This is a genomic window from Polynucleobacter sp. AM-7D1 (genome assembly GCF_018688455.1).
Taxonomy (GTDB): domain Bacteria; phylum Pseudomonadota; class Gammaproteobacteria; order Burkholderiales; family Burkholderiaceae; genus Polynucleobacter.
This window is the reverse complement of sequence record NZ_CP061319.1, coordinates 1,424,995-1,450,538: the sequence shown is the minus strand read 5'-3', so window position 1 is coordinate 1,450,538 and position 25,544 is coordinate 1,424,995. Positions and strand designations below refer to the sequence as shown.

29 protein-coding genes and 1 other RNA gene are annotated in these 25,544 nt (G+C 46.1%); 18 read left to right on the top strand and 12 right to left on the bottom strand.

Features of this window, described 5'->3' with window-relative positions:
* Position 1 precedes the first annotated feature (1 nt).
* Complete coding sequence (locus tag GQ359_RS07635) at positions 2-931, bottom strand: 2-hydroxyacid dehydrogenase (protein WP_215386408.1); 930 nt, start codon at positions 929-931, stop codon at positions 2-4.
* An 85-nt stretch (positions 932-1,016) separates the two neighbouring features.
* On the opposite strand from GQ359_RS07635, the gene GQ359_RS07630 reads away from it, so the two are divergent.
* Both GQ359_RS07630 and GQ359_RS07625 read left to right on the top strand, forming a co-directional pair.
* Complete coding sequence (locus GQ359_RS07630) at positions 1,017-1,958, top strand: 3-hydroxyacyl-CoA dehydrogenase family protein (protein ID WP_215386406.1); 942 nt, start codon at positions 1,017-1,019, stop codon at positions 1,956-1,958.
* Between the two features lie 39 nt (positions 1,959-1,997).
* A complete protein-coding gene (locus tag GQ359_RS07625) occupies positions 1,998-2,678 on the top strand; it encodes a cytochrome b/b6 domain-containing protein (RefSeq protein ID WP_215386404.1) in 681 nt (226 codons plus the stop codon).
* Here the strand turns inward: GQ359_RS07625 and GQ359_RS07620 are convergent, their stop codons facing one another.
* Positions 2,679-3,128, bottom strand: a complete 450-nt coding sequence (locus GQ359_RS07620) for a cytochrome c (protein WP_215386402.1) — start codon at positions 3,126-3,128, stop codon at positions 2,679-2,681.
* Positions 3,129-3,216: 88 nt separating this feature from the next.
* Complete coding sequence (locus GQ359_RS07615) at positions 3,217-3,879, bottom strand: site-2 protease family protein (protein WP_215386401.1); 663 nt, start codon at positions 3,877-3,879, stop codon at positions 3,217-3,219.
* A 28-nt stretch (positions 3,880-3,907) separates the two neighbouring features.
* On the opposite strand from GQ359_RS07615, the gene GQ359_RS07610 reads away from it, so the two are divergent.
* Genes GQ359_RS07610 through crcB form a run of 4 tightly spaced genes read left to right on the top strand, consistent with a single transcriptional unit; the run spans position 3,908 to position 5,433 of the window.
* The gene (locus GQ359_RS07610; protein WP_215386399.1) at positions 3,908-4,075 is read left to right on the top strand and encodes a hypothetical protein; all 168 of its coding nucleotides are present in this window, start codon (positions 3,908-3,910) and stop codon (positions 4,073-4,075) included.
* Positions 4,076-4,119: 44 nt separating this feature from the next.
* A complete protein-coding gene (locus tag GQ359_RS07605) occupies positions 4,120-4,257 on the top strand; it encodes a hypothetical protein (protein WP_174221123.1) in 138 nt (45 codons plus the stop codon).
* Positions 4,258-4,266: 9 nt separating this feature from the next.
* Positions 4,267-5,046: a 4,5-DOPA dioxygenase extradiol gene (ygiD, locus tag GQ359_RS07600; RefSeq protein ID WP_215386397.1), complete on the top strand. Its 780-nt coding sequence runs from the start codon at positions 4,267-4,269 to the stop codon at positions 5,044-5,046.
* Between the two features lie 9 nt (positions 5,047-5,055).
* On the top strand, positions 5,056-5,433 hold the full coding sequence (gene crcB / locus GQ359_RS07595; protein ID WP_215386395.1) for a fluoride efflux transporter CrcB: 378 nt from the start codon (positions 5,056-5,058) through the stop codon (positions 5,431-5,433).
* Positions 5,434-5,471: 38 nt separating this feature from the next.
* On the opposite strand, the gene GQ359_RS07590 is transcribed toward crcB, so the two are convergent.
* From GQ359_RS07590 to GQ359_RS07580, 3 genes are read right to left on the bottom strand one after another with little or no spacing between them, the layout of a single operon-like run.
* Positions 5,472-5,993: a chromate transporter gene (locus GQ359_RS07590; protein ID WP_215386394.1), complete on the bottom strand. Its 522-nt coding sequence runs from the start codon at positions 5,991-5,993 to the stop codon at positions 5,472-5,474.
* On the bottom strand, positions 5,990-6,529 hold the full coding sequence (locus GQ359_RS07585) for a chromate transporter (protein WP_215386392.1): 540 nt from the start codon (positions 6,527-6,529) through the stop codon (positions 5,990-5,992). The genes GQ359_RS07590 and GQ359_RS07585 overlap by 4 nt, the downstream gene beginning before the upstream one ends.
* Before the next feature lie 7 nt (positions 6,530-6,536).
* On the bottom strand, positions 6,537-7,511 hold the full coding sequence (locus GQ359_RS07580; RefSeq protein WP_215386390.1) for a D-2-hydroxyacid dehydrogenase family protein: 975 nt from the start codon (positions 7,509-7,511) through the stop codon (positions 6,537-6,539).
* A gap of 74 nt (positions 7,512-7,585) precedes the next feature.
* Here GQ359_RS07580 and GQ359_RS07575 point away from each other — a divergent pair, with 74 nt between their 5' ends.
* On the top strand, positions 7,586-7,888 hold the full coding sequence (locus GQ359_RS07575) for an antibiotic biosynthesis monooxygenase (RefSeq protein ID WP_215386388.1): 303 nt from the start codon (positions 7,586-7,588) through the stop codon (positions 7,886-7,888).
* An 11-nt stretch (positions 7,889-7,899) separates the two neighbouring features.
* On the opposite strand, the gene GQ359_RS07570 is transcribed toward GQ359_RS07575, so the two are convergent.
* The gene (locus GQ359_RS07570; protein ID WP_215386387.1) at positions 7,900-8,667 is read right to left on the bottom strand and encodes a sulfurtransferase; all 768 of its coding nucleotides are present in this window, start codon (positions 8,665-8,667) and stop codon (positions 7,900-7,902) included.
* 103 nt (positions 8,668-8,770) lie between these two features.
* Here GQ359_RS07570 and GQ359_RS07565 point away from each other — a divergent pair, with 103 nt between their 5' ends.
* From GQ359_RS07565 to GQ359_RS07545, 5 genes are all read left to right on the top strand, one after another.
* Positions 8,771-9,322 (top strand): carboxymuconolactone decarboxylase family protein, encoded by a 552-nt coding sequence (locus tag GQ359_RS07565; protein ID WP_215386385.1) that lies wholly within the window; start codon positions 8,771-8,773, stop codon positions 9,320-9,322.
* 3 nt (positions 9,323-9,325) lie between these two features.
* A complete protein-coding gene (locus tag GQ359_RS07560) occupies positions 9,326-10,498 on the top strand; it encodes a class I SAM-dependent methyltransferase (RefSeq protein ID WP_215386383.1) in 1,173 nt (390 codons plus the stop codon).
* Positions 10,499-10,644: 146 nt separating this feature from the next.
* On the top strand, positions 10,645-11,223 hold the full coding sequence (locus GQ359_RS07555) for an energy transducer TonB (protein ID WP_215386381.1): 579 nt from the start codon (positions 10,645-10,647) through the stop codon (positions 11,221-11,223).
* Position 11,224: 1 nt separating this feature from the next.
* Positions 11,225-11,401, top strand: a complete 177-nt coding sequence (hemP, locus tag GQ359_RS07550) for a hemin uptake protein HemP (RefSeq protein WP_251367853.1) — start codon at positions 11,225-11,227, stop codon at positions 11,399-11,401.
* A gap of 84 nt (positions 11,402-11,485) precedes the next feature.
* On the top strand, positions 11,486-13,543 hold the full coding sequence (locus tag GQ359_RS07545) for a TonB-dependent receptor domain-containing protein (protein WP_215386379.1): 2,058 nt from the start codon (positions 11,486-11,488) through the stop codon (positions 13,541-13,543).
* A gap of 28 nt (positions 13,544-13,571) precedes the next feature.
* Here the strand turns inward: GQ359_RS07545 and GQ359_RS07540 are convergent, their stop codons facing one another.
* Positions 13,572-13,994, bottom strand: a complete 423-nt coding sequence (locus tag GQ359_RS07540) for a VOC family protein (protein WP_215386377.1) — start codon at positions 13,992-13,994, stop codon at positions 13,572-13,574.
* A 114-nt stretch (positions 13,995-14,108) separates the two neighbouring features.
* On the opposite strand from GQ359_RS07540, the gene GQ359_RS07535 reads away from it, so the two are divergent.
* Positions 14,109-15,860, top strand: coding sequence for an IlvD/Edd family dehydratase (locus tag GQ359_RS07535; RefSeq protein ID WP_215386375.1), 1,752 nt, complete (start codon positions 14,109-14,111; stop codon positions 15,858-15,860).
* Between the two features lie 61 nt (positions 15,861-15,921).
* Here GQ359_RS07535 and ssrA read toward each other — a convergent pair.
* The 4 genes from ssrA to ompA form a co-directional block, all read right to left on the bottom strand.
* Positions 15,922-16,280: a transfer-messenger RNA gene (gene ssrA, locus GQ359_RS07530) on the bottom strand.
* A 79-nt stretch (positions 16,281-16,359) separates the two neighbouring features.
* Positions 16,360-17,037 carry an HAD family hydrolase gene (locus GQ359_RS07525; RefSeq protein WP_215386373.1) on the bottom strand — a complete coding sequence of 226 codons (678 nt, stop codon included), beginning with the start codon at positions 17,035-17,037 and terminating at the stop codon, positions 16,360-16,362.
* A complete protein-coding gene (gene ubiG / locus GQ359_RS07520) occupies positions 17,034-17,723 on the bottom strand; it encodes a bifunctional 2-polyprenyl-6-hydroxyphenol methylase/3-demethylubiquinol 3-O-methyltransferase UbiG (RefSeq protein ID WP_215386371.1) in 690 nt (229 codons plus the stop codon). The genes GQ359_RS07525 and ubiG overlap by 4 nt, the downstream gene beginning before the upstream one ends.
* Positions 17,724-17,822: 99 nt before the next feature.
* Positions 17,823-18,398, bottom strand: a complete 576-nt coding sequence (gene ompA, locus GQ359_RS07515) for an outer membrane protein OmpA (RefSeq protein WP_215386369.1) — start codon at positions 18,396-18,398, stop codon at positions 17,823-17,825.
* A gap of 159 nt (positions 18,399-18,557) precedes the next feature.
* Between ompA and gyrA the strand changes: the two genes are divergently transcribed.
* The 5 genes from gyrA to GQ359_RS07490 are packed head-to-tail and all read left to right on the top strand — an operon-like array spanning position 18,558 to position 25,539.
* On the top strand, positions 18,558-21,275 hold the full coding sequence (gyrA, locus tag GQ359_RS07510) for a DNA gyrase subunit A (protein WP_215386367.1): 2,718 nt from the start codon (positions 18,558-18,560) through the stop codon (positions 21,273-21,275).
* A gap of 31 nt (positions 21,276-21,306) precedes the next feature.
* Entirely contained in the window at positions 21,307-22,407 is a 1,101-nt protein-coding gene (serC, locus tag GQ359_RS07505) for a 3-phosphoserine/phosphohydroxythreonine transaminase (RefSeq protein WP_215386366.1), read from the top strand.
* The gene (gene pheA, locus GQ359_RS07500) at positions 22,404-23,498 is read left to right on the top strand and encodes a prephenate dehydratase (RefSeq protein ID WP_215386364.1); all 1,095 of its coding nucleotides are present in this window, start codon (positions 22,404-22,406) and stop codon (positions 23,496-23,498) included. The genes serC and pheA overlap by 4 nt, the downstream gene beginning before the upstream one ends.
* Entirely contained in the window at positions 23,495-24,622 is a 1,128-nt protein-coding gene (hisC, locus tag GQ359_RS07495) for a histidinol-phosphate transaminase (protein ID WP_215386362.1), read from the top strand. Before pheA ends, hisC begins: the two co-directional genes overlap by 4 nt.
* Before the next feature lie 35 nt (positions 24,623-24,657).
* A complete protein-coding gene (locus GQ359_RS07490; protein WP_215386360.1) occupies positions 24,658-25,539 on the top strand; it encodes a prephenate dehydrogenase/arogenate dehydrogenase family protein in 882 nt (293 codons plus the stop codon).
* Positions 25,540-25,544: the final 5 nt, after the last annotated feature.

Below are 25,544 nucleotides of genomic sequence, written 5' to 3'. Positions count from 1 at the left end.
TTTAATTTTTTACTTCTGTCAGAAGTGATTTTTTATTATAGAAAGCTTCTAAATTATCTATTGCTAAATTTGTCATCAATTGTCGCGTTTCAGAAGTGGCGCTTCCAATATGCGGTGTTAATAAGACATTATCAAGATTTAGAAACCCGATGTTTGGATTTGGTTCATTTTCAAATACATCGAGCGCTGCACCAGCAATGATATTTTGCTGCAGTGCAACTAAAAGTGCGGCCTCATCCACCACGCTTCCACGTGCGATATTGATGAGATAGCCTTTAGAGTCTAAGGCTGATAAGACTTCAGCGTTCACCATTTTTTCTGTTTCTGGGGTAGCAGGGCAGGCCAAGAAAAGAACATCGGATGCCTTTGCTAAAGATCGGATATCGGGAAAGTACTCATAAGGAACTTCTTTGCGGCTTGGGCCAGTGTAGGCAATCTTGACTTTGAATGCCTCTAGGCGTTTAGCCAGGTCTTGTCCGATGCGACCCATTCCCGCAATGCCGACACACTTACCGGCAAGAGTAGTGGTAACCGTAAATAAACCTTTGGACCAGGCTGCACTTTTAACAAATTCATGTGCTTGGGGTATGCGTCGCAATAGACCAAACAGCATGCCCACGGCTAGCTCACAAACGGCATCATTTAAAACGCCAGGGGTATTGCTGGCTTTGATTCCCTTGGCCTTGAGGTAGTCTAGGGGGAGATTGTCGTAGCCCACTCCACAAGTAGCCACCATCTTCAATAGGGGGAGTTTTTCGAGTAATTCCACAGGTAGTTGAGTGTTTGAGCGAATCAAAATGCTCTCGTAAGAGCCTGGTGGAATATTGGAGCTGAGGTCCGGATAGCGCACCGGGGTAATGCGCTGGTCAATTGCCGTTTGCATTACCTCAGGAAATTGTCCGACCTGCAGTACTGAATTGACTGGGATCATGTCTCACTTACTTTTTTATTGGAATAATGAAAGCATTGTAAGAGGATTTGTAATCCTTATCTTGCCCCCCAAAGGAGAATTAAAGATGTTGTTTGCCCCGTCTGAAACAAAGGTCGTCATCGTTGGTGGCGGCACTATGGGCGCTGATGTAGCAGCCGTATGCGCACGCGGGGGTTGTGCTGTTCAGGTGCTGGAGCCTACTACAGAGCGTCGAGCACTTTTGCCAGACTACTTTGCCAACACCATGATAGATCTGGGTTATGAGCATCGTCTCCATTTGCTAACGACTGCTGGCTCATTGGAGGAAATAGATTGGTCCGAGATTGATTTGGTGATTGAGTGCGTTCCTGAGCGCTTGGATATTAAGCAAGAGTTATTTGCTAAGCTGGAGCAATACGCAAAACCAGAAGCAGTCTTAGCAAGCAATAGCACTAGCTTTCCAATCAGTGACATCTCAAGAGGATTGAAGACGGCTGCAAGGATGATTGGTTTGCATTTCTTCATGCCAGCCCATTTAGTGCCTTGCGTGGAGGTGGTTTATGGGGAAAAGACTTCTCCCATGGTTGGCGAGAGCCTTTCTCGTTTGATGACGGCTTGTGGCATGGTTCCCGTTACCGTCAAAAAAGATTTGCCAGGTTTTCTGGCTAACCGCTTGCAGCATGCGTTATCGCGCGAAGCTTTTGCTATGGTCGATGCCGGCATCGCCAGCTTGGAAGACATCGATAAGGCTGTCCGCTTTGGCTTTGGCTTTCGTTACATCGCGGCAGGCCCTGCAATGCAGAGAGACCATGCGGGGCTTGATGTCCACGGTGCAGGTGGAGCAACGATCTATCCAACCCTGAACAATTCCCCTGATATTGCGAAATGCTTAAGTGATCGCATCGCCAGCGGTAAGTTGGGTATGAAGACCGGCGAGGGTTTCTATTCCTGGACTGCAGAAACCATGAAAGCAGAGCGAGAGCGTTACCAAGAAGCCTTGCGGGAAGGATTAAAGATTATCCAAAAGGATTTGCCCGAGATTAAATAAATTCCAGGACAAGCTCTTGCATTGATTTATTCTGCAAGGATGAAAAAGATCATCCGTGTTTGGGATTTGCCGATTCGCCTGTTTCACTGGCTCTTAGTCATTTGTATTGTTCTGAGCTTTATTACCGTGAAGATTGGCGGTAATGCTATGGACTTCCATGCCTTAGTCGGCTACTGTGTTCTAAGCTTAATTATTTTTCGAATCTGCTGGGGCTTGATTGGTTCATACCATGCCCGCTTCATTCATTTTGTTCCAAGTCCTAAAGGGCTAATTAATTATCTATTAGGTAAAACCAAGGCTGGTCTTGGTCATAATCCTCTGGGCGCCCTATCAGTTCTGGGATTACTTTTTTCAGTTGGTCTTCAGGCTGTGACGGGTCTATTTGCAAATGACGATATTGCCTTTGAGGGACCGTTTGCAAAATATGTTTCGAATGAAACGGTTCAGTTGCTCACCTCAATTCATTACTTAAATGAAAACATCCTCATCATATTGATCGCACTCCATCTTTGTGCGATTGTGTATTACCAAAAATTCAAAGGCGAGAATTTAATCAAACCCATGTTGGTGGGCGATAAAGAAATTGACCCAAGCGATCAGGCAAACTATCTGCCATCTGACTTGGGTCAAGCCTCCAAGGATGGAGGTCTGCAACGCGGCTTGGCTTTATTGCTGCTGAGCCTGATTGCGGTAATTCTGGTTTACTTCATTAAGAGCTGATTACTTTTTCTTAAAGTCATCATGGCAACCTTTGCAGGTGGCACCAGCTGCACCAAAGGCCTTCTTGATGGCTTCTTGATCGCCTGACTGTGCTGCAGTGTTCAGGTTGGCTACGGCAAGCTGCATTTTTTCTCCAGCAGCTTTGAATTTAGCGTTGTCTGACCAAACCCCTGGAAGCGCATTGCCACCCTCAGTGCCTGGACTAAATGCTTGCCATGGCAAAGTGGAGAGCATGGCAACAACCGCTGCATTCTTGACCACTTCATCTTTATTAAATGGTGCTTCACCTTTCACTACTGCGCCAATTTTTCCAAAAGAATTGGCCATCACGGTAAACGCGCTCTGGCGATATTTAATGGCATCTTCTGGTTTTTTGAACTGCGCATAGGCAATTCCGCTAACCAATAGTGTTGGTACAAGGGTAGCAAAGACAATGTGTTTCAGTTTCATTAGAGACTCCAATCATTTCTTTAAAAGTGGCGCTGAAAATACGTATATCCAGAATACTCCGGAATGCTGGGTTTTGCCGACAGAAATTCTAGAAAAGCATCTGCACGGGCAGTGTCACAAAGTAGAGGATGGACTTGAAGAAGGCGATCAATGGTTCCATCCAAAAACTACCAATGATGCCAGTGAATACAAGCCCGAGAACAATGAAGAAGCCCCAGGGCTCCAGCTTGCCCAAGGCAATAGATTGGCGTGCCGGCAAAAGGCTAGATAGGATACGGCCCCCATCCAAAGGTGGCAGGGGGAATAAGTTGAATACTAGGAGAACCAGATTCCAGGTAATACCGGCTTGTGACATTCCCAACAAGAACCGTTCATCAACCCCGAATCCAATGAGAGAAATCCATAAAATAGCCCAAATTAGGGCTTGAGCGAAGTTTGAGCCCGGTCCTGCTAAAGCCACCCATATGGAGTCAATTCGGGGGTTCCGTAAGCGCCCAAAGTTGACTGGCACTGGCTTGGCGTAGCCAATCAATAATGGTGAACTTGCCAAAATTAACATTAAGGGGATTAGGATGGTACCCACTGGATCAATATGCTTAATGGGGTTTAGGCTGACTCTGCCCAGCATATACGCAGTATTGTCACCAAAATAGCGGGCTGCATAGCCATGCGCCGCCTCATGGATGGTGATGGCGAAAATCAAAGGAATCGCATTAATGGCGATAGCTTGGATAGAATAGTCAGTAATCATGGCAATATGATATCGATAGGAGTGAAAAGTGACTGAAGATAAAAAACCAGAATCAAAGACCCCAGCTAAGCCTGTGGTAGCAAAGCCGGTAGCCCGTCCACCAGCCCCAAAAGGCCCATCTGGTCCTGGCGGAAGGCCTCAAGCAGGCTTTGGCGGCGGAAAAGGCATGATGCGTAAGGCTGGCCGCGGCCGATAGTGGATAATTGCAGCACTGATTAATGTGTTTAATGGGGATTTAGCATGAACGAATGGCATAAAGAGTCGAAAGACGAAGTCAATAAAAAAATCATCACTTTGATCGTGATGTTGGCAGCCGCTACTAGCTTGGCTATTTTGTTTGCTTTAGTTGCAGCTCATACTGGTTACGTATTCGGCTAATCTGCATTAATGACTAGCCATCGCCAACCTGCAGTATTTGCTGGCCATGGCAGTCCGATGTACGCTATTGAGCCTAATCGCTACACAGCAGTTTGGGCCAGTCTTGGTAAATCGCTTAAACGCCCAGATGCGATCTTAGTCATCTCGGCTCATTGGCTAACCCGGGGAGTCTGGGTTACTGCAATGCCTAAGCCTAAAACGATTCACGACTTTGATGGATTTCCGCAAGCCTTGTTTGATATTCAATATCCAGCACCAGGCAGTCCCGCATTGGCTGATCGCGTTAAAGAATTACTAGATGTTCCTGTTGTTCTTGAAGAGAATGAGTGGGGCATTGATCACGGTGCATGGTCTGTTCTCAAATACCTTTATCCCGATGCTGATGTTCCTGTAGTTCAGCTCAGTCTAGATGGTTCAATGTCTGCGAGTCAGCACTACGAACTCGCTAAGAAGTTACGCCCTTTGCGTGATGAGAATATTCTGATTTTGGCGAGTGGCAATGTTGTGCATAACTTGCGCACCATTGATTGGGGGGAGGACGTAACACCCTATCCATGGGCTAGAGAGTTCAATGATTTCTTCGTTTCAGAGATGAGAGCTAGTCACCATGCGACTTTGATTGATTGGGAGCAATTTGGCGACTCTGCTCATTTGTCTATTCCGACTCCGGAACATTACTGGCCCGCCTTGTACATCCTTGCCTTGCAAGAACACGATGAGACGCCTAAAGTATTGGTGGATGGCGTTGAAATGGGTTCCATTGGCATGCTGACTTTTTCAATTCAATAAATATCTAATATGTGGCCATCTATTCTTGCAATCTTCTGTGGTGCGGGTCTTGGAGCTTTGCTAAGAGCGGGATTTAATCTTGCAACAGTGAGTCTTGCAGCGACACTTCCTTTGGGAACTTTTATCTCCAATATGGTTGGCGGCTATTTGATTGGTATTGCGGTAGCTTTTTTTGGTAATAACCCCAGCCTATCCCCTGAATGGAAGTTATTCATCATCACCGGTTTCTTGGGTGGCCTCACCACCTTCTCCAGTTTTTCTGCTGAAGTTGTTGGCTTTATGCAGCGCGGTGAAATGACATGGGCTTTGGGTACTGCACTTTTAAATTTGTTTGGCTCGCTCGCCTTAACCTTACTAGGTATCTTGACCTACCAGGCACTGAAGTAATCTTCTCGAATAAACCCGGACTAATTGGTAGGGAGCTGTTAAACAAGTCCCAGGATGCCTAAGATTGCACCGAGCCCGATGAGATATAAAGGGTGCCAGCGAGTAAAAACAGTAACCCCAATGGTGATGAGTGTGAGTGCATATGCCGCGTAGCTGTGATTAATTTGTAGCGCAATTTGCCATGCCGAAGAAAGAACTAAACCAATAGCAAGCGCTGCCGCAGCATATTGAATAGATTTCTTTTTGTGCACATCCTTCATACCCAAGATAAGGCGCTGCAAGTGATAAACCAAGATAGAGGATGGCCACGAAATGGCAATAGTTGCGATCAAGGCGCCTAAAACTCCATAGACATGCCATCCAATTAGTGTGACTGTCATGAAGTTCGGCCCTGGAGCAGCTTGAGCAATTGCGAAATAATCAGCAAAAGTTTGAAGGTCAATCCAATGCTCTTGGTAAACCGATAAATTGAGTAAGCTAGGTAGCAGCGCATTTACTCCACCAAAGGCTATCAGTGAAAAAGCAGACAGTTTGAGAAACAGGCTTAGCAAAATACTCATAGTTTGCGAGCTTTCTTTTGCGCCAAAATCCAAGCAAGCGGTGATGCAATCAGCACTACCCAGCCAAGACCCAGTTGGTAATAGCTGGCAGCAATGACAGTCACAAGCACTACCAAGAGCATTGCCGGAAAGCGTAGCTCATCACGCAACATCTTGATGCCTGTAGAAGCGATTAACCCAACCCCAACGGCAGATATTCCTCGGAGAGCTCCTTGAGCTGATTCCAAATAGCTATAGTGTGTATACAAGAGCGCCAGCAGCATAACGATACAAATTGGCCCCAATGTCAGGCCTGCAACCGCTGCAAAAGCACCCTTGGCTCCACCAAAGCGTGAGCCAATGCACACTGCTAGGTTAACAATATTGGGGCCGGGAACAATTTGGCAGATACCTAGGATGGAGCTGAACTCTTCAGACGTCAGAATTTTGTCTTGCTCAACCAATGTACGTCGTGCCCATGGCAGGACACCACCAAAACCAGACATGCCGATTTTGCTGAAGCTGATAAATAATTCTGTCGGAGTCAGTGTCTTCAAAGAATGATTAAGGTTCAAATAGATGCGGTAGTGGCCTTTGCTCGAGCCATGCCTCCAAGGTATCGATAATCCCCTTGGAGAACATTGTAAAAACAGGCTCAGCCACAAATCCTAGGTGGGGCGTAGTGAGTAAATTGGGTGTGTTTCTCAGGGCATCATTTGTGGGCAGTGGTTCCATGTCAAAGACATCAATCGCTGCTTGACCAGGCCGACCAGCGGCTAGCGCATCTTGCAGGGCCTGTGTCTGAATGAGGGCAGAACGTGAGGTATTCACGAGCAGCGCATCGGACCGCATCATCGCCAATTCTTCGGCGCCAAGTAAGCCCTTCGTTTTTGGTCCGGCTACGAGATGCAGGCTAACAACCTTGGATGTTTTCAGAAGCTCCTCTAGACTGACGGACTTGGCATTTTGGGCTGCAGCGCGTTCAGTTGTCATATTGGGACTCCAAGTGACAATCTCCATCCCAAAAGCTCGTCCCACTTTCGCAACAGCACTGCCGATTGAGCCTAAACCGATCATTCCAAGACGCTCGCCAGACAATATTGGGAGAACAGAGAGTTCATCGCGCCAGCCACCAGAGTGCAATAAGCTATTTTGGCGCACTAAGTGTTTTGAAGCACCCAGAATTAAAGCCCAAGTTAGCTCGGTGGTAGTTTCTTTGGATGGCCCTCCTGGTGTGCAAGCAATCGGAATATTGCGTGATATCAAGGCAGACGTATCTAAAGTGCCGTTACGCTTGCCCGTAAAGAGGAATAACTTCAGCTTTGGAAGGCGCGCAATTAACGCTTCGTTAAAAGGGATGCGATCCCTCACCAACACAATCACATCCGCATCTTTAACTGCTTCATATAGGGCTTCATCATGAAGTGGTTCATGGTGAATGGCGATATGGCAGTCCCGGTCCACTTTGCTCCAATTGGAGAAGCGACGTAGGGCGCGCTCATAGTCACCAAGAATGACAACATTGGGTAAATTGGCCATGTCTCTAGAATCGTTATTAATTGTGCTGTTTGAGTTTACTATCTATCTTTATTGATTTTGATAAAGGAATACCCATGATTTTGGAGCACTGCGATATACAAATTGATCCTAGTAAGGCTGCCGAGTTTGAAGAGGCCATTTTGCGTGGCGTCAATACCGTGATTTCCAAAGCCAAAGGATTTCGAGGATTTAAGGTAAACCGCACTATTGAGAATCCAGCGCGTTACTTATTGTTGATTTACTGGGATACCCTAGAAAACCATACGGTAGATTTTCGTGGCTCAGATGCATTTGCTGATTGGCGAGCGATTGTCGGCCCATTCTTTGCAAAACCTCCCTTTGTTGAGCACATGACTTTGGTGGGTAAATCCGACTAAGTTTTTAATATTTAGCTAGTTTGTTTTTTCCGAATAGAGCGCTCTAGTGGGATGGAGTCCAGGTTGGGCTCTAGAGCCTCTCTCTCATCAAATACAAAGCAGCTCCCGGTGTAGTGGGCTGAGCCAACTTCTTCGAAATACTTCAGGATGCCGCCCTCTAGCTGATAGCTATGCTCCATACCAATCTCGCGCATGTAGAGGCCGGATTTTTCACAGCGAATTCCGCCAGTACAAAAGCTCACCAATGTTTTATCAGCTAGCGCATCTTTATGTGCGGTAATTGCCGCTGGAAATTCTGTAAATTTCTCGATATTGAAATGCAGCGCGTTTTCAAAAGTCCCATACTCAACTTCGAATGCATTGCGCGTGTCCACCATGACTACAGGGCGACCTAAGTCATCCGTTCCGCGATCGAGCCATTCTTGTAATTTTTTCGGTGTAATGAAATTTGCGCGACCCTCTTCTGGACGAATCGCTGGGTGATTCATCCGAATGATTTCATTCTTGATTTTGACCAACATTTTTTTGAATGGCTGTGTTTCTGACCAGCTATCTTTTGATTCTAGTAATTTGAAACGTGGATCCAATCTAAGCCAATCCAAAAAGCCCCGTAACTCTGGTTCGCTACCAGCCAAAAACATATTGATACCTTCCGCTGTTAAGAGGATGGTTCCTTTCAGTTGCCGGGCGTTGCACTCCTCAAGAATTTTGGCGCGCAATTCAACCAGATTGTCTAGACTGACAAATAAGTAGGCGGCTATGTTCAGAATCGGTTTCATGGCAAATATTTTGTGTTGATATCGACATTATCGAGGAAGATGGTATTCGAGTGATAATCTACGATCCTACATACCCAATCCTATAAAAATCTGAAAAGCACCCATGTCTGAACGTTTAATTCCTTACCAGCCTATGGATTTGGCAGAGCCAGCCGAGCTAGTTGCCGCGATTCGCCAGCGTCGAGGTGGCCAGTTCATTAATTTAGACCGCATGCTGTTACACAGCACTCCTATTGCTGAGGGTTGGAATCATTTTGTTGGCGAGATACGCAATAACCTCTCCTTGGATCCAAAGCTACGTGAGCTTGCAATGTGTGGGGTAGCTGTTCTCAATGGTGCTGAGTACGAGTTCTTTCATCATGCCCCTCCATTTATCAAAGCAGGCGGTACTGAGGAGCAAGTAAAGGCGCTGCGTTTAATTGGTCAACCCAACTTCCCAACAGCCTTGTTCTCTGCTCTTGAAAACGATGCGGTAGAGCTGACGTTTCAGATGACTCGCAATATTCAGGTTGATAGCGATCTGATGAAGCGTTTGCAAGCTACTCTTGGTAATACCGATACTGTTGAGCTTGTGACTGTAGTGGCGGCCTACAATATGGTGTCTCGATTTTTAATTGCCTTGGATGTCAATCCTGAGGAGCATCCTCCTGAGTAAGTCATGAGCCAGAGCAACTCCATTCATTGGGAAGAGAATGGTCAGACATGTTCAGCGACCTGGCATTCTGAGAATGGTATTTCTGCGCATAAACGAGTGGTCATTGCCGATGACACCCTCACTGCGGATCACGCCTATGGTCTAGCTTGTGAGGGTACAGCCCTCCTTTGGCGTGGCGACTTCCAAAACGCCCGTCAGTTGTTACAAGCCTTGGTAAGGCGCATTGATAAACCTTCCAAGAAATCCAAACGCGCTGGCAAGAGAGTAGATCAATCTTCAACCGCAATTGATCTATTTAACAAGCATCGTTTGATTCAGTCACAAAGAGCTCGAATCCTCGGCATGTTGCTAATTCAATGCAACTCTGATCACGCCATTCCATTACGAAGAGCGCCCGATGTTTCGCTAGCTTGCCTTGAGGCCTATGGCCCAACTACTGAATCCTATGTGATTTCCTTGCGGGAACTCTTGGGGGTAATCAGTGCACATGAGTGGCGTAAAAATGGTGTACCTGTTCTCGCTGATGAGGAAGGTGAACCTATTTTTATATATCCCCATTATGGGGTTTTCTCACCGATACGCGGGGAGTATCTCGAGTTAGTTTGTAGCGCTCCGTTGCCTAAATTACTCGATAAAGAGTCTATCGCTTTTGATGTCGGCGTAGGGACTGGCGTGTTGTCAGTCATCTTAGCGATGCGAGGTGTACAAAAGATTATTGCCACCGATCAAGATGCGCGAGCGCTTGCTTGTGCTAAAGAAAACATTAAGCGATTGAGTTTGGATTCCAGCATCCAAATCATCAAGGCTAATTTATTTCCGCAAGAGAAAGCATCTTTGATAGTTTGCAATCCTCCATGGATACCTGCAAGACCGAGCTCCACCTTGGAACATGCTGTTTATGATCCTGAGAGCCAAATGCTGAAAGGGTTTTTGGGCGAACTAAAAAACCATTTGCTACCTGATGGAGAGGGCTGGTTAATTTTGTCTGACTTAGCCGAACATCTCGGATTAAGGACTAGAACAGAATTACTGGAGTGGATTGAGGCAGGAGGGCTTAAGGTAATTAGTCGTATTGATACTAAGCCAAAGCACCATAAGCCTTTTGATCAATCTGATCTTCTGTACTTTGCAAGATCTGCCGAAACTACTTCTCTTTGGCGCCTAGCAGTTAAGTAATTTTTATTACTTTCATAAACTTCTAATACCCCTACAGTATTCATCCCCTTGCTCACAAGGGTTGTTAATGCTATCGCTATTACATAAAATAAATGAGAATAATTATCATCTAATACAAATGTATCGATGTGAGTAAAGGTATTGTTTTGAAGACTCAGAAATCCAGCGTTGAAATATATTTCCCATTTGTCTTTTTCGTTATTGCAGTACATGCAGGTTTAGCGATCTGGGTTTTGAATAACTCATTAGGGGCTGTGAATTCTCACAACGAAGAGACTATTGTGATTAGTCTAAGAAGTGGCGAGCATAGGTCTCAAGCGAAAACTCAATTAACTACCAACCCACTTCAATCCCATCATCACATCGCTGCTGTCCCTAGCTCAAATACAGGCAAGAGTGATATGCAAGAAGATGCTGCTAATGGGTCAGCCTTAAAGCATGGTGATCATGGGCTTGCAGGAAGAAGTCAATTTTTTAACCCAAAGCCGCATTACCCGCTTGCGAGTCGACGGATGGGTGAGCAGGGGGCTGTTCATCTCCAGCTATGTGTTGGATCTCGTGGCTTTGTCGAGAGTGTGCGACTTACTCAAAGCTCGGGATATCAAAACTTAGATCGGTCAGCTATCGAAGCAGTTAAAGCTTGGAGATTTTCGGCTCTGAGTGAGGCATCAGAAAATGGATCTAAGTGTTATCAACTACCGATCCACTTTCAATTGGAGTCATGAGATGAGCTCACACATGGGTGATATTGCTAAATTAGTTTCTAGTTACGACTCTCATTGGGGCAAAGTGATATCAAGTGGAAGCTTACTTGGGAAAGATAAATCGGTTGTCATTGTGCATGATGGTCAACGATATGTTTTAAGCATTACTAAACTTGGAAAATTAATTTTGACTAAGTAAAGAAGTACATCTTTTTAGCCAGCAAACGTATTTTTAATATGCAAGTAGCCAGCGATTTTTTGTTTATATCTCTGGAGATTGCATATGAAGCAACAAGGAATGGCATTGGCCTCAAGCGCCCTATTGGCGTGTGGAGGAACATTGATGATGAGTGCTTATGCTCAAGATGTGGAGTTACCGCGAATGGATATTGTGGGGCGAGAAGAAGGTGCACGCTCAAAGATTCCGGGCACGGTTGATGTAATCAATCAACAACAATTAGAGATACTTCAGCCCTTATCACTACAAGATGCCCTCAAGACCGTTCCAGCTGTCAATATTCGTGGGGACGAGGGCGGGCTTGGCTCCATACCAAATATTGGAATTCGGGGTTTAAATCCCAGTCGCAGCCAAAAAGTATTGCTCTTGGAGGATGGGGCACCAATTCATCCAAGTCTATTTATTTCAAGTGCATCTTATTACAGCCCACCCGTAGACCGCATGAGCGGAATAGAGGTGCTCAAAGGTGCATCAGGACTTCAATATGGCCCTTCAAATATTGGTGGTGTCATTAACTATCTCACTAAGACCCCTGAACACGGCTTTAAGTTATCTGGCAAGGCTGGAAATTATGGCTATCGATTGGCTCAGATAGAGGCGGGTGGTAAGTCTGAATCGAATGGCGCGGTTGCGGGGATCAACATCATCAAATCAGAATCTGATGGCTATCAGGCAAACGGCTACAAGATGTACGACATCTTGTTTAAGGGTGGGATAGCGATTAATCAAGATCAGTGGCTTAGTCTGAAGTACACCCACTACGACAACAATATCAATACTTCATACGTGGGCTTAAGACCGAATCAATACCTTGGGAAGCATTCAGGAAATCCAGCGCCGAACGATTATTTTATTACTCAGCGTAATGCAGTTGATCTAAACCACTCTTGGGAGATTGGTCCCGACACCAAGCTAAATACATTAGTCTATTGGAGTAGATTGGATCGTGATTATTGGCGGCAAAGTATTAGCACCCGAAATGCTGATCAAACTGTCTTCAACAATTGCAATGGCTTAAGCAACTGTATGTTCGGGCGTAACCGTGAGTTTCAAATGTTGGGGGTAGACTCTCGTTTAAACCAATCCTTTAATGCCATGGGGATTGATAATGAGCTTGAGTTTGGAATACGCCTTCATACTGAGTCACAAATCAATCAAATGGTGGGCTCTACTAGTTTCGATAAGTCAGGCACCGTTCTGGGTCACGAGGACAATAAGGCTAACTCAACGGCGATGTATCTTCAGAATCGTTTTCTGTTGAGCAAAAATTTCGCAATTATTCCTGGACTGCGACTAGAGAGTTATCGACAAAGCAGAAATAACATCATCACAAATGCATCTGGAAGTACCAAAAACCTTGAATCCGTTCCTCAAATTGGAGCAACTTGGCAGATTGCACCTGAGCTGCAGATTTATTCCAGTATTTACAAGGGATTTGCTCCAGCACAGCTTGCAACTGCCATTAGTGAAAAGGGTGTAGATCAGCAATTAGATCCAGAGCGCTCTACCAATATTGAATTCGGATTGCGTGGTAAGAATGGCGGCTTCACATATGACGCAGCTGTCTTTAGTATGAATTTTAGTAATCAAATTGTGAATCAAAGTCTTGCATCAGGCATTTCGAAAGCAAATGGTGGCAAGAGTTTGCATCAAGGTACAGAGTTGGCTTTGGGATATCAGCTAGCTTCAGGATGGGGTCTCAATGGAAATCTGACTTATATTCCTGTCGCAAAGTTTGTCGGAAATTCTTCTATGGGCGCCGATGGAAATCGCATTCCATATACTGCCAAACTGGTTTCAAACCTAGGGGTTAATTATCAGAAAAATGATTTCAAAACATTGCTGAGTCTAAATTACCTATCATCCCAATACGCAGATTCCGCCAATACTGTAGCTCAAAATACGATTGGCACATTGGGTGAGATTCCCTCAATCACCACTGTGAATTGGAGTGCAAACTATCAGGTAAATAAATCTTTGAAAATCTTTGGGGTGGTCAACAATCTATTGAATCGACGTTATATTTCCAGTAGAAGCCCAGATGGGATATTTGTTGGTGCGCCCTTAAACTTTCAGGCGGGAATGAGCTACCAATTCTTTTAAAAATTGATAGCCCAATCATCCAAGTCAATTATTTAGCAAATAGCTGGCTTGGATCTTCAAATGCTTTGAATTCAAGGGCATTGCCAGCAGGATCTAAAAAGAACATGGTGGCCTGTTCGCCTACCATTCCCTTAAAGCGAATCTGCGGTTCAATGATGAACTTGATGCCGCTATGAGTTAATTTGTCAGCCAATGCATGCCAATCTGGCATTGTGAGAACAACCCCAAAATGTTTTACTGGAACTTGATGTCCGTCAACCTCATTTGAGCTTGCATGGCCGCATTCTTCAGGGGCAAGATGAGCAACGAGTTGATGTCCAAAGAAATCAAAATCAATCCACTCATCTGAACTGCGCCCTTCCGGGCAGCCTAAGGTATTACCGTAAAAACTGCGAGCTGCCGCTAAGTCATTAACTGGAAAGGCAAGATGGAATGGCTGGATGGTTGACATGGATACCCTTATATTTGCTTTGACTGTAGTTTTTTAAACTTAAAAGATTAATTAAGACAAAGTTTAGTATATTTGCGATATAAAAATATTGTGCCGAATAAGAGACATTTACCCATGACAAACAATAACAATAAAGACAAAAATCAAGCTCCCGAAAGTGGTTTGCGTAAGGGTTTAACAAGTTATGGCGATAAAGGCTTCTCTTTATTCCTACGTAAGGCATTTATTAAAGGTGCCGGGTATACCAATAGCGCTTTAGATCGGCCCGTCATCGGCATTATCAATACTGGAAGTGCATACAACCCTTGTCATGGAAACATGCCGCAATTGATTGAGGCTGTGAAGCGGGGCGTTATGCTCGCTGGTGGATTGCCAATGGACTTCCCAACCATCTCCATTCATGAAAGTTTTGCCGCACCAACCAGTATGTATTTGCGTAACCTCATGTCGATGGATACGGAAGAGATGCTCCGGGCTCAACCGATGGATGCCGTGGTCATGATTGGAGGTTGCGATAAGACTGTGCCCGCTCAAATGATGGGTGCAGCCTCTGCAGGCTTGCCAGCAATTCAGTTGATTACCGGTTCAATGTTAACGGGTTCACATCGTAGTGAGCGTGTGGGTGCCTGTACGGACTGTCGTCGCTATTGGGGGAAATTCCGTGCCGGTGAAATTGATGAAGTTGAAAAAGATGAGGTGAATGACCAATTGGTGGCTAGTGTGGGGACTTGCTCTGTAATGGGTACCGCTAGCACCATGGCTTGTATATCTGAGGCCTTAGGGATGACCGTGCCAGGTGGTGCTTCACCCCCAGCCGTCACAGCTGATCGCATTCGGATTGCAGAAGAGACTGGTACACGTGCTGTTCAGATGGCGAAAGATGGTTTAACGATTGACAAGATATTAACCGCCGATGCATTTGAAAACGCGATGCGTGTGTTGTTAGCAATTGGTGGATCAACAAATGGCATCGTTCACTTAGCAGCTATCGCTGGCCGTATGGGGCTAGAGATTGATCTAGATGCGCTCGATAAGATGGGTGATGAGACGCCAGTGCTGGTAGATCTCAAACCATCAGGTGACCACTACATGGAAAACTTCCATGATGCTGGTGGTATGGCTACTTTGCTGCGCGAGCTAAAGCCTTTACTGAAGCTGAATGCTATGACGGTAACGGGTCGAACATTGGGCGAAGAAATTGATGCCGCCCCACCGAGTTTTAAGCAAGATGTAGTGCGCCCATTTAGTAATCCAATTTATCCACGCGGCAGTATTGCTGTATTACACGGCAATTTAGCGCCTGGTGGCGCCATCATCAAACAGTCGGCTGCTCACGAAAAATTGATGGAGCATGAGGGTAGAGCAGTTGTCTTTGAGAATTCTGAGGATCTTGCCAACCGAATTGATAGCCCTGATTTAGATGTCACTGCAGATGATATTTTGGTGCTGAAGAATATTGGCCCTAAAGGTGCACCAGGTATGCCTGAAGCGGGATACATACCGATTCCGATGAAGCTTGCGCGTGCTGGTGTAAAAGATATTGTGCGTATTTCTGATGGCCGTATGAGTGGCACTGCATTTGGAACGATCGTCTTGCACGCGACTCCAGAAGCAGCAGTTGGTGGGCCACTAGCGTATGTAGAGAATGGTGACCGCATTCGTTTGAGTGTGAAAAATCGCGAGATCAGTTTGTTAGTCTCAGAAGAAGAATTAGCTCAGCGCGCAAAAGACAATCCAGTAGTCGAGCCCACTGCAGAGCGTGGCTATCTAAAACTATTCTTAGATACAGTCACGCAAGCAGACAAAGGTGTGGACTTTGATTTCTTGAGAGCAGCAAAGATGGTGGGTAAAACACCAAAGCGTTAAAAGAAAAACGCCACCTGTGAAGGTGGCGTTTGACTGTTGAGTAAATCAATTTACTGCTAATTGGTGGAGTCGGCGGGAATCGAACCCGCGTCCGCAAATCCTCTACAACAAGTTCTACATACTTAGTCATATCATTTAATTTAGCTAGCTAGTCACAGACTGACATGTTCCACGCTGGCGATTCACTAAGTTTTCGAACCATTCCCCGTGACATGAAATGATCTTATCTCTTGTAAATGACCCTGACCTAGCTTGCGCTAGCTGACCCAAGAGAGAATCAGTTCAGGGGCAACCGCAATTAAGCGGCTAGTGCGAAACGTTCGTCGTTTGCAGTTATTACATTCCCATTGATTTACGAGATAACGGGTCCTCGGTATGCCCTTGATGCTTTGTAATCCACGTCGAAACCATGTCGACCCCGGAGTTCATGCATTGGTATGTCTATTTTAAGGCTCTTAGTCTTAAATTGTTGGATATCTTGCAGATTGTTAATTTAGCCCTACTGCGGGAAGATGATTTGGAGTAATTCTTTTGGGTGGCGTACAAGATAATCTGCGCCCCAAGCTTCTGGAGGTTCTTCACAGCCGCAATAGCCGTAGGCTGCTGCGATGGTCATCATGCCTGCAGCTTTACCCGCAATGATGTCCCGGATGTCATCGCCAACATAGACTGACTTGCTGGGGTCGATATTGGCGATTCTGGCTGCATGAAGAATGGGTTCTGGGTGGGGTTTTGAGTGAGGGGTAGTGTCACCACAAACCGTAGAGACTGCTCGTTGACGAAGCCCCATGAGGTCTGTCAGGGGGTGAGTAAAGCGTTCACTTTTGTTGGTCACAATGCCCCAAGGGAGCTTTGCTTCATCCAATTGGTCTAAGAGGTGGTCAACACCTTCAAAAATGACGCTATTGACCAAGAGCGCTTTTTCATAATTGCTGAAAAATTCATCTCGCAGCGGAATAAAGTCTGGATGCTCTGGCTCAATTCCAAATGCGCCCCCAATCAAGCCGCGGGCTCCAGCAGAGGCGCAGGGGCGTAAAACTTCGTATGGCTTAGGAGGAAGGTTTCGGGCGATGAGAAGCTGGTTGGCTGCCGCAACGAGGTCTGGTGCTGTGTCCGCAAGGGTGCCATCCAGATCAAAAAATACACCTTTGTAAGGACTTGCTAACCCGCCACTCATTTACGCACCGCAATCATATAGTTCACATCAACGTCATCACCAAGGCTGTAGACCTGAGTGAGAGGGTTATAGCTCATCCCCTTCATTGCGATCATTTCTAAACCTGTTTGGCGAGTAAATGCGACTAATTCAGATGGTTTGATGAATTTAGCGTATTCGTGGGTACCCTTTGGCAGAAGTCGGAGGATGTATTCCGCGCCAATAATGGCAAATAGGTAGGACTTAGGGCTGCGATTCAAGGTGCTAAAAAAGAGGGCGCCGCCAGGTTTGCAGAGTTTCGCACAAGCTCGAACCACTGAGGCAGGATTTGGCACATGTTCTAGCATCTCCATGCAGGTCACAACGTCATACTGCTCTGGCTCTTCTTCAGCTAGTGCTTCCGCAGAAATGGAGCGGTATTGGAGGGTGGCGCCTACCTCGAGCGCATGCAATTCAGCGACTTTCAGGGCTTTTTCAGACAAATCAATCCCGCAAGTATCGGCCCCAGACTGTGCAATTGACTCAGCAAGAATGCCGCCGCCACATCCCACGTCCAGCACCTTCTTACCCTTAAGGTCAACAAAGGTCTTAATCCAGTTCAGGCGCAATGGGTTAATTGCATGCAGGGGCTTAAATTCACTCTCAGGGTCCCACCAGCGATGGGCTAGGGCGCTGAATTTAGCGATTTCGGATTGATCGACGTTCATAGGGTGAGGGGCACAAAATATGCCGGAGATAAAGGAATTACGAATATAGCGGAAATAAAAAAGCCCGGCAGAACCGGGCTTTTTTACAAGTAAAAAGGATTACTTAACTGCAGCTGTACCAACAACTTCGATGTCGGTGCGGCGGTTCTTAGCGCGGCCTTCAGCAGTTGCATTTGATGCAACTGGATTGCTCTTGCCTTTTGATTCTGTGTAAATACGGCTACCGTCAACACCTTTGCTTACTAAGTAAGCTTTAACTGACTGAGCACGACGCTGGCCGAGAGCCATGTTGTAAGCATCAGTACCAACGCTATCAGTGTTACCAACAGCAATAATTACTTCTAATTTGATCTTGCTTAAGTCTTTAGCGATTTTGTCTAAAGTTGCTTTGCCTTCTGGCTTCAAGTCAGACTTGTTGAAGTCATAGAGTGTGTCAGCTTGCAAAGTGATTTTGCTTTGGCTAACGCCTGACTTAGGAGCAGCTTTCTTTGTCAAGTAGCCATCGCAACCAGGAGCTGCAGTAGCAGGTGTCCAGTTGCTATCACGCCAGCACAATGCGCCGTCGCCGTTTTTCCAGCTCAAACCAGCGCTGTTTTCCCAGTTATCAGAAGCCATTGCTGCAGAAGCAGAAACAGTAACAACAGAAGCTAACAACACTTTTAGGGTTTTGTTCATTTTTAGTCCTCAAAAATCTCTTTTTTAATTAAAGTCAAACTTAAATGTAATTCGCCCTACTTTGAAGCAAAAACCGCAAAGCGACACATCTCAATTTCGTACAAACTGACAGAATATTAGCATAGGGGCTATCAGTCATCAAAATGATATTATTTCTAAATGGAACAAGCCGCTAAAGAAACACTACCAATATCCCTCGAAGACGAAATGCGGCGGTCCTATTTGGACTACGCAATGAGCGTCATTGTCGGCAGAGCCCTGCCAGACGTGCGTGACGGACTCAAACCGGTGCACAGACGTGTTTTATTCGCGATGTATGAATTAAACAACGATTGGAACCGTGCTTACAAAAAATCTGCCCGTATAGTTGGCGATGTGATCGGTAAATACCATCCACATGGCGATTCTGCGGTGTATGACACGATTGTTCGTATGGCTCAGGACTTCTCTCTGCGCTATATGCTGGTTGACGGACAGGGTAACTTTGGCTCTGTAGACGGTGATAACGCTGCTGCAATGCGGTATACCGAGATCCGCCTTCGTAAGATTGCCCATGAGTTATTGGCTGATTTGGACAAGGAAACCGTGGATTTCGGGCCAAATTACGATGGTAGCGAGAAAGAACCCCTCATTCTTCCTGCAAAAGTGCCTAATTTGCTGATTAACGGTAGCTCAGGCATTGCCGTGGGCATGGCAACCAACATCCCTCCCCATAACCTGGATGAGGTGGTTACAGCTTGTTTGCACGTCTTGCACAATCCAGAATGCGCGATTGATGAGTTAATTGAGATCATTCCTGCTCCGGATTTCCCGACCGCCGGCATTATTTATGGTGTTCAGGGGGTTCGAGAAGGCTACCGCACTGGTCGTGGTCGCGTAGTAATGCGCGCTAAAACCCACTTTGAAGACCTCGATAAGGGCGCTCGTCAAGCCATCATCGTTGATGAGTTGCCGTATCAAGTGAATAAAAAGAACCTGCTCGAGCGTATTGCCGAGCTGGTGAATGAGAAAAAAGTAGAAGGCATTTCTGATCTACGCGATGAATCTGATAAGTCAGGCATGCGTGTCGTGATTGAACTCAAGCGTGGTGAGGTGCCTGAAGTCGTTCTCAATAATTTATACAAGAGCACTCAGCTGCAAGATAACTTCGGTATGAATATGGTGGCTCTGGTAGATAACCAGCCACGCCTGCTCAACTTAAAGCAAATGCTGGAGTACTTCTTACAACATCGTCGCGAAGTGGTGACACGTCGCACGATTTTCGAATTGCGCAAAGCACGTGAACGTGGTCATGTCTTAGAAGGCTTGGCAGTAGCATTGGCAAACATCGATGAATTTATTGCCATCATTAAAGCTGCTGCAAACCCTGTGGTTGCTAAGCAAGAGCTGATGAGTAAGGCATGGGACTCTTCCATGGTACGCGAGATGTTGGCGCGTGCTGAGACGGATACTCCAGGCGGTCGCAATGCTTACCGTCCCGAAGGTTTATTGCCTGAGTACGGCATGCAAACAACTGGTCTCTATCGTTTGTCTGATAGTCAAGCGCAGGAAATTCTGCAGATGCGTTTGCAACGCTTGACTGGTCTTGAGCAAGACAAGATTGTGAATGAGTACAAAGATGTGATGGCAGAGATTTCAGATTTGCTCGACTTACTTGCTAAGCCAGAGCGCGTCACTCAAGTCATCGAATCTGAATTGAAAGAAGTGCAAGCTGAGTTTGGTGTTGCTGGTGGTGATTCTGGTCGTCGTTCATTTATCGAAATGAATGCCACCGAGTTGTTCACAGAAGACTTGATCACTCCGCAAGATATGGTGGTCACGCTTTCTAATACGGGTTACATGAAGAGCCAGCCTCTGAGTGAATACCGTGCGCAAAAACGCGGTGGTCGTGGCAAGCAAGCTGCAGCTACTAAGAATGAAGACTGGATTGAAACCCTCTTCGTTGCGAATACACATGACATCATTCTTTGCTTCTCAGATCGTGGACGTATGTACTGGCTCAAAGTGTGGGAAGTTCCACAAGGCAGCCGCAACTCACGCGGTAAGCCAATCGTCAATATGTTCCCGCTGATTGAAGGCGAAAAGATTACGGTAATTCTCCCAATCAAGGGATACAAAGATGATCATTACGTCTTTATGGCAACAAGTCTAGGTACCGTGAAGAAGACACGTTTGTCAGACTTCTCCAATCCACGTAAGGCTGGAATTATTGCTGTCGATTTAAATGAAAACGACTTCCTAGTTGGCGCAGCTATTACTGATGGTCAGCATGATGTGATGTTGTTCTCTGACGCTGGTAAAGCAGTGCGCTTTGATGAGAACGATGTGCGTCCAATGGGTCGTACAGCTCGCGGTGTACGTGGTATGAACTTGGGCGAAGGTCATCAAGTGATTGCCATGTTGGTCGCTCCAGCTGAAGCTGCTGAAGGTGCTGAGGCCGCAGTTGTCGACGCGAACGGCCTTGCTATTCCAAGCAGCGTGTTGACTGCAACTGAGAATGGTTTTGGTAAGCGCACCCCAATTGGTGAATACACCCGTCATGGTCGCGGCACTAAGGGCATGATCGCAATCCAAACAACTGAACGTAACGGTAAAGTAGTTGCTGCTGCTCTGGTTTCTCCTGAAGATCAAATCATGTTGATTACTACTGGCGGCATCTTAGTGCGCACACGTGTTTCAGAGATTCGTGAAATGGGGCGTGCCACACAAGGCGTCACTTTGATCAACGTTGATGAAGGCACTCGTTTGTCTGGCCTGCAGCGTATTGCTGAAAGCGATTCTGATGATGAGAATGATTTGGATGATGGTGAAGAGGGCGAGGATGTAGCCGCTGATCCAGCAGTTGACTCCAATTCTGATGAAGCTGGTGATGCCTAATTGGCATTCATACAAGGTTAATTAATTCATCATGACGTTTGACCGCCGCATTTTCAATTTCGCTGCGGGGCCTGCCACCTTACCTGAAGAGGTATTAAAGCAGGCCGCAGCGGAGATGTTGAACTGGCAGGGCTTAGGCGCGAGCGTCGTGGAAGTCAGTCATCGCGGCAAAGAGTTCATGGCGCTTTATGAAGAGGTGCTCCAAGACTTGCGCGCCCTCATGAATATCCCGGATTCCTATGAAATATTGATGTTGCAGGGTGGCGGCTTAGGTCAAAATGCCGCTATTCCAATGAACCTCATGCCCTTGGCCAAAAATGGCCCTAAAGCAGATTTTTTAGTAACTGGCATCTGGTCTGAAAAGTCTTATAAAGAAGCTGAAAAATATGGTGTTGCTCATTTAGCTGCATCTTCTGCATCTGAAAAATTTAATACGATTCCTGCAAGATCTTCTTGGCAACTATCGGATGATGCTGCTTACGTCCACTACTGTGCTAATGAAACTATTGGCGGCGTAGAGTTTCCAGATGTGCCTGATGTCAATGGCAAGTTATTAGTTGCAGATATTTCTAGCAACATTCTTTCTAAAGAGATGGACGTCACTAAGTGCGGCGTCTGGTTTGGTGGGGCGCAAAAAAATATTGGCCCATCTGGCGTGACGATTGTGATCGTGCGTAAGGACTTGATGGGGCACAGCATGAAGATCACTCCGTCGATTTGGGATTGGTCTAAGCAGGCGGCAACTGACTCAATGCTCAACACGCCACCAACTTTTTCAATTTATATGGCGGGACTAGGCTTTAAATGGTTGCTCAAGCAGGGCGGTGTAAAGGTAATTGAGAAACGCAATCAAGAAAAAGCAGAGTTACTCTATAACTTTTTAGATCAAAGCAGTCTTTACGAGAATCGCATTCCTAAAGAATATCGATCCAGAATGAACGTTACCTTCTTTTTGAAGGATGAAAATTTAAACGCTCAGTTCTTGGAGCAATCTAATGCAGCAGGCTTAGTTGCCTTGCGTGGTCATAAGGCGGCTGGTGGCATGCGTGCCAGCATTTACAACGCAATGCCAATCGAAGGCGTTAAAGCCTTAGTAGAATTTATGCGTGACTTTGAAAGGCGTGCCTCATGAGCTCCAAAGACCAGAGTACTGAAGAGCAGCGCCTTGCGCCAATTCGCGAGAAGATTGATGCGCTAGACGCACAGATTTTAGATTTGTTGTCACAGCGTGCAAAAGCAGCCCAAGAAGTTGGCCACATTAAAGGTGGCTTTTCATCGCCAGTGTTTAGGCCGGAGCGAGAGCGACAGGTTGTCGCACGCTTACAAGAGCTTAGTAGCGGCCCATTATTGCCCGATGGCATTGCTGCAATTTGGCGCGAGGTGATGTCAGCTTGTCGCGCCTTAGAAGCCCGTCAGACGATTGCTTATCTCGGACCAGTGGGAACATTTTCAGAGCAAGCGGCACAAACGTATTTTGGCCACTCGATTGCTGGCTTACCTTGCAATAGCCTTGATGAAGTATTTAAGGCGGTAGAAAAGGGTGCGGCGCAGTTTGGTGTTGTGCCTGTAGAAAACTCTAGCGAGGGTGCCATCTCTCGTACCTTAGATTTGCTCTTGGATTCTCCAATGCGCATTAGTGGCGAAGTGGTTCTACCTATTCGTCATCACCTCTTAACTAAGAGTGGAAATTTGGATGGCGTAACTACTGTTTGCGCGCATGCCCAAGCGTTAGCTCAATGCCAACAATGGTTAAGCGTACATGCACCACAATTAAAGCGGCAGGCAGTCAGCAGCAACGCTGAGGCAGCGCGCATGGCCACGATTGACCCAACGCTTGCGGCAATTGCTGGCGATCCCGCACAAGAAGCTTATGGATTGCAGGCGGTAGCTGCACAGATTCAGGATGATCCACACAACCGCACACGTTTTGTTGTGGTCGGCACCTATGAGTGTCAGCCTACTGGTGCTGATCAAACCTCTTTAGTCCTATCAGTAGATAACCAACCTGGCGCAGTACATCGCTTGCTAGAGCCACTGGCAAAGCATGGTGTTTCCATGAATCGCTTTGAGTCACGCCCTGCTCGCAAGGGTACTTGGGAGTATCACTTTTATATCGATGTTGCTGGCCATGTACAAGACGCAAAAGTAGCCAAAGCATTAGAAGAGTTAAAAACAACAGCCGCTTTTTATAAAAATCTTGGCTCCTATCCTCACTCAGCATGACATCAAAATCTAATATCGGTTTAAAGCATATTCATGCGATAGCGCCTTATGTCGGCGGACGCCCTATCAGTGAGGTTGCACGGGAATACGGTCTTGATGAAAACAAGATTGTGAAACTCGCCTCCAATGAGAATCCATTGGGCATGCCGAAATCCGCGCAAGATGCAATGCTTAAAGCAGCAGCAGACTTGGGTCGTTACCCAGACTCCAATGGGTTTGAGCTCAAGAATGTTTTGGCTGCACGCTTAGGTGTACCAACAGATTGGATTACTTTAGGTAACGGTAGTAATGACATTTTGGAGTTGGCTGCACGTGCAGTTGCTCAGGCTGGCGACGAAGTCATTTTCTCTAAACACGCTTTTGCAGTTTATCCACTGGCAACACAAGCTGTTGGTGCTAAGGCGATTGAAGTGCCTGCTACTGCAATGTATGGCCATAACTTGCCTGCGATGCTGCAAGCAGTAAAAGCTGCGGGCGATAAAGCTAAGCTGGTATTTGTTGCCAACCCTAATAATCCTACTGGCAGTTATTTAAGTGCTAAAGAGATTGAGGATTTCTTGATCGCATTGCCGCCGCATGTGGTGGTAGTTTTGGATGAGGCTTATAACGAGTACCTCACTCCAGAGCAGCGCTATGACGCAATTGCTTGGGTGAAACGTTTCCCCAATATGATTTTGTCTCGTAGCTTTTCTAAGGCATATGGTTTAGCAGGCTTACGTATTGGTTATGGCGTTGCCCAGCCCGCTTTGACCGATTTACTGAATCGCATTCGTCAGCCATTTAATGTGAATAGCCTTGCACAAGCTGCAGCAATAGCTGCATTTCAGGATTCTACTTTCTTGCAGCAAGGCTTTGAACTCAATCGCGCTGGGTTTACTCAACTCACCGAAGCATTTGATGCACTTGGCCTGACTTATCTCCCATCGGCTGGCAATTTTGTGTTGGTCAAGGTGGGTGAAGACGATAGCGCTGGCGCTCGCATTAATCTGGAGTTGCTAAAGCGCGGCATTATTGTTCGCCCAGTTGGTAATTATGGTTTGCCACAATGGTTGCGCATTTCTATCGGCTTGCCCGAAGAAAATGCCGCCTTTATCACAGCACTCAAAGATATTTTGGCGAAGTAGTTATTCAATAAAAAATACATAAGCTGAATTAGCCAATGGCCATCATTAATCCATCTAGTAATTACGGTACTGTCACCATTGTTGGTGTTGGCTTGATTGGAGCATCCCTTGGTTTGGCTCTTAAAAAGGCGGGCGTCGTTAATCAGGTTTTGGGTGTTGGACGCAGTGCGCAGAATCTAGATCAAGCCCTCAAGATGGGCGCGATTGATGCAGTGGTTGATTTAATTGAAGCAACAAAACAATCTGATGTGATTGTCTTGTGTGTACCCGTTGCGCAAATGCGTGCTACTTTTGAAGTCATCGAGCCACACTTAGAATCTCGGACCATGCTGACAGATGCTGGTAGCACTAAAGGCGATGTGATTTTGGCTGCCAAGGAAGTCTTAGGTAAAAAGGCTTGCCAATTTATTCCTGCACATCCCATTGCGGGTGGCGCGCAACATGGTGCGAGCGCTGCTAAAGCTGATTTATTTGTGGGCAAACAAACGATTCTTTGTCCGTTACAAGAAAACTCCTCGCAAGATACAGATCTCATTGAGGGTTTCTGGCAGTCGGTTGGCTCTGTAGTGAAAAAGATTTCTTGTGTACAGCATGATGCGATCTATGCAGCGGTTTCTCATTTGCCACATATTCTGTCTTATGCATTAATGGCCAGTGTGGTTAATTCAGAAGATGCTGATCAAAAGCTAAGTCATGTTGGTGCAGGTTTTAAGGATTTCACACGCATCGCCGCTTCAAGTCCGGAAATGTGGCGCGACATTTGTTTGGGTAATCGCACGGCCGTTCTGAAAGAGCTTGATCAATATCTACTCATCGTCAATCACATGCGTAAGTTGATTTCTGAAAATGATGGTGCTGGTTTAGAGAAATTATTTAATAAAGCAAGTAAGGCGCGTCAAGATTTGGATGTACTTTGATGAGT

Excerpts from the sequence above, each read along its gene's own strand:
- GQ359_RS07635 (WP_215386408.1), bottom strand. The coding sequence starts at position 931 with ATGATCCCAGTCAATTCAGTACTGCAGGTCGGACAATTTCCTGAGGTA.
- GQ359_RS07630 (WP_215386406.1), top strand. The coding sequence starts at position 1,017 with ATGTTGTTTGCCCCGTCTGAAACAAAGGTCGTCATCGTTGGTGGCGGC.
- GQ359_RS07625 (WP_215386404.1), top strand. The coding sequence starts at position 1,998 with ATGAAAAAGATCATCCGTGTTTGGGATTTGCCGATTCGCCTGTTTCAC.
- GQ359_RS07620 (WP_215386402.1), bottom strand. The coding sequence starts at position 3,128 with ATGAAACTGAAACACATTGTCTTTGCTACCCTTGTACCAACACTATTG.
- GQ359_RS07615 (WP_215386401.1), bottom strand. The coding sequence starts at position 3,879 with ATGATTACTGACTATTCTATCCAAGCTATCGCCATTAATGCGATTCCT.
- GQ359_RS07605 (WP_174221123.1), top strand. The coding sequence starts at position 4,120 with ATGAACGAATGGCATAAAGAGTCGAAAGACGAAGTCAATAAAAAAATC.
- ygiD (WP_215386397.1), top strand. The coding sequence starts at position 4,267 with ATGACTAGCCATCGCCAACCTGCAGTATTTGCTGGCCATGGCAGTCCG.
- crcB (WP_215386395.1), top strand. The coding sequence starts at position 5,056 with ATGTGGCCATCTATTCTTGCAATCTTCTGTGGTGCGGGTCTTGGAGCT.
- GQ359_RS07590 (WP_215386394.1), bottom strand. The coding sequence starts at position 5,993 with ATGAGTATTTTGCTAAGCCTGTTTCTCAAACTGTCTGCTTTTTCACTG.
- GQ359_RS07580 (WP_215386390.1), bottom strand. The coding sequence starts at position 7,511 with ATGGCCAATTTACCCAATGTTGTCATTCTTGGTGACTATGAGCGCGCC.
- GQ359_RS07575 (WP_215386388.1), top strand. The coding sequence starts at position 7,586 with ATGATTTTGGAGCACTGCGATATACAAATTGATCCTAGTAAGGCTGCC.
- GQ359_RS07570 (WP_215386387.1), bottom strand. The coding sequence starts at position 8,667 with ATGAAACCGATTCTGAACATAGCCGCCTACTTATTTGTCAGTCTAGAC.
- GQ359_RS07565 (WP_215386385.1), top strand. The coding sequence starts at position 8,771 with ATGTCTGAACGTTTAATTCCTTACCAGCCTATGGATTTGGCAGAGCCA.
- GQ359_RS07560 (WP_215386383.1), top strand. The coding sequence starts at position 9,326 with ATGAGCCAGAGCAACTCCATTCATTGGGAAGAGAATGGTCAGACATGT.
- hemP (WP_251367853.1), top strand. The coding sequence starts at position 11,225 with ATGAGCTCACACATGGGTGATATTGCTAAATTAGTTTCTAGTTACGAC.
- GQ359_RS07545 (WP_215386379.1), top strand. The coding sequence starts at position 11,486 with ATGAAGCAACAAGGAATGGCATTGGCCTCAAGCGCCCTATTGGCGTGT.
- GQ359_RS07540 (WP_215386377.1), bottom strand. The coding sequence starts at position 13,994 with ATGTCAACCATCCAGCCATTCCATCTTGCCTTTCCAGTTAATGACTTA.
- GQ359_RS07535 (WP_215386375.1), top strand. The coding sequence starts at position 14,109 with ATGACAAACAATAACAATAAAGACAAAAATCAAGCTCCCGAAAGTGGT.
- GQ359_RS07525 (WP_215386373.1), bottom strand. The coding sequence starts at position 17,037 with ATGAGTGGCGGGTTAGCAAGTCCTTACAAAGGTGTATTTTTTGATCTG.
- ubiG (WP_215386371.1), bottom strand. The coding sequence starts at position 17,723 with ATGAACGTCGATCAATCCGAAATCGCTAAATTCAGCGCCCTAGCCCAT.
- ompA (WP_215386369.1), bottom strand. The coding sequence starts at position 18,398 with ATGAACAAAACCCTAAAAGTGTTGTTAGCTTCTGTTGTTACTGTTTCT.
- gyrA (WP_215386367.1), top strand. The coding sequence starts at position 18,558 with ATGGAACAAGCCGCTAAAGAAACACTACCAATATCCCTCGAAGACGAA.
- serC (WP_215386366.1), top strand. The coding sequence starts at position 21,307 with ATGACGTTTGACCGCCGCATTTTCAATTTCGCTGCGGGGCCTGCCACC.
- pheA (WP_215386364.1), top strand. The coding sequence starts at position 22,404 with ATGAGCTCCAAAGACCAGAGTACTGAAGAGCAGCGCCTTGCGCCAATT.
- hisC (WP_215386362.1), top strand. The coding sequence starts at position 23,495 with ATGACATCAAAATCTAATATCGGTTTAAAGCATATTCATGCGATAGCG.
- GQ359_RS07490 (WP_215386360.1), top strand. The coding sequence starts at position 24,658 with ATGGCCATCATTAATCCATCTAGTAATTACGGTACTGTCACCATTGTT.